This window comes from Duganella callida (assembly GCF_004614165.1).
Lineage (GTDB): Bacteria > Pseudomonadota > Gammaproteobacteria > Burkholderiales > Burkholderiaceae_D > Rugamonas > Rugamonas callida.
The window spans coordinates 1-5,490 of the sequence record NZ_SPVG01000031.1; the positions used below are offsets into that span (position 1 = coordinate 1).

The following is a 5,490-nucleotide window of genomic DNA, read 5'->3' on the forward strand; positions in this document are numbered from 1 at the left end:
GCCTGCGGCCGCGCGGGCCGACGCCATCGCCGCCTGACGCGATACGGCCGGCGCCGCGGCCGGCTGTCCTTCCGCGCCGCCTACCCCGGGCCGAAAGGCCAGCATGCGCAGCAAGGTCATCGAGAAGCCGGCATACTCGTCGGGCGCCAGGCCCAGCTCGTTACGGCCGTGCACCGCGATCTGGTAATACAGCTGCACCTCTTCCGCATCGAAGGCCTGGGCCAGACGCACGATATCGGCATACTCGGGCAAATCTTCCGGCACCGCGGCCGGTACCGTCTGCGCCAGCGCGATCCGGTGCAGCAAGGTGCCCAGGTCCTGCAAGGCGCCGTTGTACGACAGGCTGCGCGTGGCCATCTCGTCGGCCACCGCCAGCAGGTCGGCGCCATCCTGCGCCGCCAGCGCATCGAGCAGGCGGATCAGATACGACTGGTCCAGCGCGCCCAGCATGCCCTGCACCGCGTCCAGCGTCACCTCGCCGGCGGCGTAGGCGATCGCCTGGTCGGTCAGCGACAAGGCATCGCGCATCGAACCGTGGGCGCCGGTGGCCAGCAGACGCAAGGCGGGATGCTCGAAGCTGATGCCCTCCTGCCCCAGAATATTTTCCAGGTGGCCGATGATGTGCCCCGGCGGCATCTGCTTCAGATTGAACTGCAGGCAGCGCGACAGCACCGTCACCGGGATCTTTTGCGGATCGGTGGTCGCCAGGATGAACTTCACGTGCTCGGGCGGTTCCTCCAGCGTCTTCAACATGGAATTGAAGGCATGGTTGGTCAGCATGTGCACCTCGTCGATCATATAGACCTTGAAGCGCGCATTGGTCGGCGCGTACACCGCCTGCTCCAGCAGTTGCGCCATCTCGTCGACGCCGCGGTTGGACGCCGCGTCCATCTCGATGTAATCGACGAAGCGGCCGCTGTCGATCGCGGTACATGCCTCGCACACGCCGCACGGCGTGGCGGTGATGCCGCCGTTGCCGTCCGGTCCCACGCAGTTGAGCGACTTGGCCAGAATCCGCGACAAGGTGGTCTTGCCGACGCCCCGCGTCCCGGTGAACAGATAGGCGTGATGCAGCCGCCCGCTGTGCAGGGCGTGCGTCAACGCGCGCACGACGTGCTCCTGGCCGACGAGCGTTTCAAAGTTCTTGGGACGGTATTTACGAGCGAGGACTTGATAGGACATGCTGGGATTTTACCGTAGACGGGGGCGAAAGCGGCAATTGTAACAAGTCGCGGCCGGATTAGGTAAGTCGGCCATTCTGCCCTACAATTTGTTTTTCTTTCAACAAGCCGAAAATGAAAAAACTTGCCCTGCTCTGCCTGCTGCCGCTGGCGCTCGCCGCCCACGCCGACGAGCGCGAATTCGCGCCCTATAAAAAGCTGATGGAAGACCTGCGTCTCGACAAGTTCTACGCCATCCCCGCGGCCGAGCGCGACAAGATCAACCTGTACGTCACCGTCAAGCCGCGCAACAAGAACTACAAGCCGTCGGACGTGGTGCTGACCGTGGTGCACGGCGGCGAGCGCCAGCCCTTGCCCGCGCTGACGGCCGACTTCCGCCTGCCGCTGGCGCCCAATCCCAAGTGGATGACGGACGACACCAAAATCATGACCAGCCTGCCGAAGGAAGAAAAATCCGAGATCAATTACGACGCCGTGACGCCGCTGCCGGACGGCCAGCAGTGGAACTATGCACAAGTGATGTCCAGCGTCGGCCAGATGAACCAGGCGATCAAGAAGATGGCCGGCGCGCTGAGCATGTTCGCGCCCAGCGTCAAGGTGGTGAACTTCAAGTTCAACCACCCCGCCCAGCTGAAAGTCGGCGGCACGGTCTACAACACCGACGCCAAGAACCAGATCCGGCTCAAGCTCGACAACAGCATCCTCAAGGACAACCCGCCGATGGTGGCCTCCGAACGGCCTTACGAAGCCGAACTGGACACGGAATGAAAAAAGCCGCTCGATGAGCGGCTTTTGGGATGAGGAGGCGAGCCTGATCTGCGGCACTTGTGGTGAACGGCTGTGGCTGCTTCGTTCCCGACCTGACCAGGTTGACCATGCCACAATGCGCAGGGGCCCGCCCGGCCACGATTATACCTTACAGCCCCAGCTCCTGCCAAATTTGATCCACGCGCGTCTTCACCTCGGGCGACATGGTGATCACCGTGCCCCACTCGCGGCTGGTTTCACCCGGCCATTTGTTGGTGGCGTCGATGCCCATCTTGCTGCCCAGGCCACTCACCGGCGAGGCGAAATCCAGATAGTCGATCGGCGTATTGTCGACCAGCGTGGTGTCGCGGGTCGGATCGACGCGGGTGGTGATCGCCCAGATCACCTCGTTCCAGTCGCGGATGTTGACGTCTTCGTCCACCACCACGATGAACTTGGTATACATGAACTGGCGCAGGAAGCTCCACACGCCGAACATCACGCGCTTGGCGTGGCCGGCATACTGCTTCTTGATCTGCACCACCGCCATGCGGTAGCTGCAGCCTTCGGCCGGCAGGTGGAAATCGGTGATCTCGCTGAACTGCTTCTGCAACAGCGGCACGAATACCTCGTTCAGCGCCAGGCCCAGCACGGCCGGCTCATCCGGCGGCTTGCCGGTGTAGGTCGAGTGATAGATCGGGTCGCGGCGCATGGTGATGCGGTCGATGGTGAACACCGGGAACCAGTCCTGCTCATTGTAATAGCCGGTGTGGTCGCCGTACGGCCCCTCCAGCGCGTGCTCGTAGCCGGACGGGTGGTTCTCGTCCGGATAGATATGCCCCTCCAGCACGATCTCGGCCGAGGCCGGCACGCGCAGCTCGCTGCCGATGGCCTTGACCAGCTCGGTGCGGCTGCCGCGCAGCAGGCCGGCGAACTGGTATTCGGACAGGCTGTCCGGCACCGGCGTCACCGCACCTAATATAGTAGCGGGATCGGCGCCCAGCGCCACGCACACCGGATAGGGCTTGCCCTTGCTCTGGATCGCGTGCTCGCGGAAGTCCAGCGCGCCGCCGCGGTGCGCCAGCCAGCGCATGATCACCTTGTTCGGCCCCAGCACCTGCTGGCGGTAAATGCCCAGGTTCTGGCGCTTCTTATTAGGCCCCTTGGTGATCACCAGGCCCCAGGTGATCAGCGGCGCCACGTCGCCCGGCCAGCAGTGCTGGATCGGCAGCCTGCCCAGGTCGACGTCGGCGCCTTCCCAGACGATTTCCTGGCACGGCGCGCCGCGCAGCTCCTTCGGCGCCATGTCCCAGACGGCCTTGACCAGCGAGCCCAGGCCCATCAGGTCCTTGAAGTCTTTCGGCGGCTCCGGCTCTTTCAGGCGCGACAGCACGTGGCCGATCTTGCGCAGTTCGCTGACTTCGTTGGCGCCCATGCCCAGGGCCACGCGGCGCGGCGTGCCGAACAGATTGCCCAGCACCGGGATGCTGTGACCGGTCGGATGCTGGAACAGCAAGGCCGGGCCGGCGGCCCGCAAAGTGCGGTCGCACACCTCGGTCATCTCTAAATGCGGCGAAACTGGGGTCAAAATGGGCTTAAGTTCGCCCATCCGTTGCAGTTGAGAAATAAAATCTCGCAGATCGGAATATTTCATCGTTTTTTAAAATTTTCTTACATTAAAGCGCACTGTTTAAAAATACAGGTCAAGTAATTGATTTTATTGGTTTTCCAGCGAACACAAGGCAAAAATCTAGATTTATAAGTTATAAGAACGAATTTTGTTAGTATTGACTTGATATAAAACGCCCCCTACAATCCACCCTACTTGAAGAGGACAGGTCTCAGGACCTCACGCGAACTACGATCAGTTGTCGCTCATTCATTCACGGAGTCCGGGGCTCCACATGACATTTTAAGGAGTGTTTTCACAAGGCGTCTGCCTTCCCCCCCGGTAAGTAGTTGTATTGCATCTGGTTGACTCCGTTCGGAGAGATCAGCAACAAGCAAGCAATGATGGCGTTCTCGTGTGCTTTCCTACAGCGACGACGAACGAGATATTTCTGATGCACGGCATGAGCACACCTGTGTAGCTGCGTATGACGCTGGCAGGGACCCGCTTTTACGGACATTTCAGGGGAACTCTATGATTAATAGCATTACCGGTGCAACTGAGGTTGCCCGTTCCATGGCTCGCCAGCCAGCCGCGTGGTTTTCCACGGCGCGCATTTCGGCCAAGGGCGTATTGACCACCGCCCAGCACACTTTGACCATCGTCGGTGTCAGCGCTTTAGTCGTAATGGCAGTATTGTTTGTCCGTCCGGATCTGGCCAAAGCCCTCAGCGACAGCCTGAACCGTTCGCCTGCAGTGGAAGTGCCGGCAGTCATTGCACCGCCACTGTCGGAATTGATGGAGGCGCCCGCCGCGACGCCTGCCGCCGCCGAACTGACGGCCGAAGAAAAAACCCTGCTGGGCTCCGAGAAGCAGCAGAAATGGGTGACCAGCTGGCTGTCCAAGCGTTACCGCGTGGCCGGCGACGCCACCAATATGCTGGTCTCCACCGCCTACCTGACGGCGCGTGAAATCAAGCTGGACCCGCTGCTGATCCTGGCTGTGATGGCGATCGAATCGGGCCTGAACCCGTTCGCGGAAAGCCCGATGGGCGCGCAGGGCCTGATGCAGGTGATGTCCAAGGTGCACCATGAGAAATTCCAGGACATGGGCGGCGCCCAGGCTGCGCTGAACCCGGTGGCCAACATCCGCGTCGGCGCGCTGATCCTCAAGGATTACGTGACCCGGGGCGGCTCGGTCGAAGCCGGCCTGAAGAGCTACGTCGGCGCCGGCGCCTTCGACAACGACGAAGGTTACGGTTCGAAAGTGCTGGCAGAATACCAGCGTCTGAAGCAAGTCTCGGCAGGCAAGAAAGTGCCGACCATCACGCCAGTGATGACCGCTGCGGCGCCGGCCAAGGCTGCGCCGGTGGCCGCCGCCGACAAGTCGGTCAACGATACCCAGATCGCCGGCCTGTAATCTTTCAGGCGGCAATGAAAAGCTACCGTGGTCTGGTAGCTTTTTTTTCGTCCGGACTCAGGGGCAAGCGCGCACGCTGAGCCGGCCGCTGTCGCGGAACGGATCGCGGCCGCCGCTGAAGGTATTCGGCGCGGCGTAATAACATACGGCTTTGCCGCCCGGCATGATCCACTTGGTGATGCGGCTGCCATCCGCGCCGACCATTTCCACCGTTTGCACCTCCCCGCCCTGCCAGGCTTTGCCCAGCGCCGTGGCCAGCGCACTTTCATCATTCACGTATTTGCGGTCGCGCTGCGTCCAGGCTTCCTTGCGCAGCTGCTGGTCGGCCTTGGCGGCACCCAGCAGCGCGCGCTCCTTCAGCGTCAGCTCCGGCTTGGCCGGCGCGGCAAACGGATCGGCAGGCGCGTTCCGGCTGATGGCCTGCGGCGGCGGCTCGGCGATGTCGGAGTGCGGCGTAATCGGCTGCGGTGTCGGCGGCTGCGGCGCGTGGTGCTGACGAGAATTGCCTTTTTGCATATGAGGAGCGATGATCGA

The 5,490-nt window shown here is 62.1% G+C and carries 5 protein-coding genes and 1 other RNA gene; 2 read left to right on the top strand and 4 right to left on the bottom strand.

Annotated features, from left to right (window positions below; translation table 11 throughout):
- A partial coding sequence (gene dnaX, locus E4L98_RS03430) for a DNA polymerase III subunit gamma/tau (RefSeq protein WP_135200174.1) occupies positions 1–1,182 on the bottom strand: 1,182 nt, incomplete at its 3' end.
- 113 nt (positions 1,183–1,295) lie between these two features.
- Between dnaX and E4L98_RS03435 the strand changes: the two genes are divergently transcribed.
- The gene (locus E4L98_RS03435) at positions 1,296–1,949 is read left to right on the top strand and encodes a DUF2987 domain-containing protein (protein ID WP_135200175.1); all 654 of its coding nucleotides are present in this window, start codon (positions 1,296–1,298) and stop codon (positions 1,947–1,949) included.
- Between the two features lie 33 nt (positions 1,950–1,982).
- Here E4L98_RS03435 and ffs read toward each other — a convergent pair.
- Both ffs and ubiD read right to left on the bottom strand, forming a co-directional pair.
- Positions 1,983–2,081: signal recognition particle sRNA small type (gene ffs, locus E4L98_RS03440), an RNA gene on the bottom strand.
- 16 nt (positions 2,082–2,097) lie between these two features.
- Entirely contained in the window at positions 2,098–3,582 is a 1,485-nt protein-coding gene (ubiD, locus tag E4L98_RS03445; protein ID WP_135200176.1) for a 4-hydroxy-3-polyprenylbenzoate decarboxylase, read from the bottom strand.
- Between the two features lie 531 nt (positions 3,583–4,113).
- Between ubiD and E4L98_RS03450 the strand changes: the two genes are divergently transcribed.
- Positions 4,114–4,956 (top strand): lytic transglycosylase domain-containing protein, encoded by an 843-nt coding sequence (locus E4L98_RS03450; protein ID WP_229257226.1) that lies wholly within the window; start codon positions 4,114–4,116, stop codon positions 4,954–4,956.
- A 57-nt stretch (positions 4,957–5,013) separates the two neighbouring features.
- Here E4L98_RS03450 and E4L98_RS03455 read toward each other — a convergent pair.
- The coding region (locus E4L98_RS03455; RefSeq protein ID WP_205746654.1) for a hypothetical protein at positions 5,014–5,490 on the bottom strand (477 nt) is incomplete at its 5' end.

Coding starts and splice junctions, on each gene's coding strand:
- E4L98_RS03450 (WP_229257226.1), top strand. CDS start 4,114: ATGGCTCGCCAGCCAGCCGCGTGGTTTTCCACGGCGCGCATTTCGGCC.
- E4L98_RS03435 (WP_135200175.1), top strand. CDS start 1,296: ATGAAAAAACTTGCCCTGCTCTGCCTGCTGCCGCTGGCGCTCGCCGCC.
- ubiD (WP_135200176.1), bottom strand. CDS start 3,582: ATGAAATATTCCGATCTGCGAGATTTTATTTCTCAACTGCAACGGATG.